The following is a 300-nucleotide window of genomic DNA, read 5'->3' as shown; positions in this document are numbered from 1 at the left end:
CTCCTTCTAATACGGTTACTGTTTCTGGATCTGAAGTTCCTGTTGTTAAAGTATCTGTAATATCTGCTGGTAATGTTGTTTCATCAACATCTATTTCTGCATCTCCTACTGGAATGTCTGTTGCTGTCCATGAGCCATCCATTCCTGTTGTTACTGTTATTTCGTCTCCGTTAACATCGGTAATTACAACTTCTACTCCTTCTATTCCTTCTTCTCCTGGATCTTGTACTCCATCGCCGTTAAGATCTTCGAATACAACTCCACTTAAATCTCCTACTGCTGGTGCATATCCATCATCGG

At 40.7% G+C, this 300-nt stretch carries 1 protein-coding gene; it reads right to left on the bottom strand.

Features of this window, described 5'->3' with window-relative positions; all coding sequences use genetic code 11:
- The coding region (locus ACVC3Y_RS00285) for an SdrD B-like domain-containing protein (RefSeq protein ID WP_452225743.1) at positions 1-300 on the bottom strand (300 nt) is incomplete at both ends.

This window comes from Lacinutrix cladophorae, from assembly GCF_053604645.1.
Note: the sequence above shows the minus strand (reverse complement) of the source record. Positions and strands in the feature narration are given on the sequence as shown.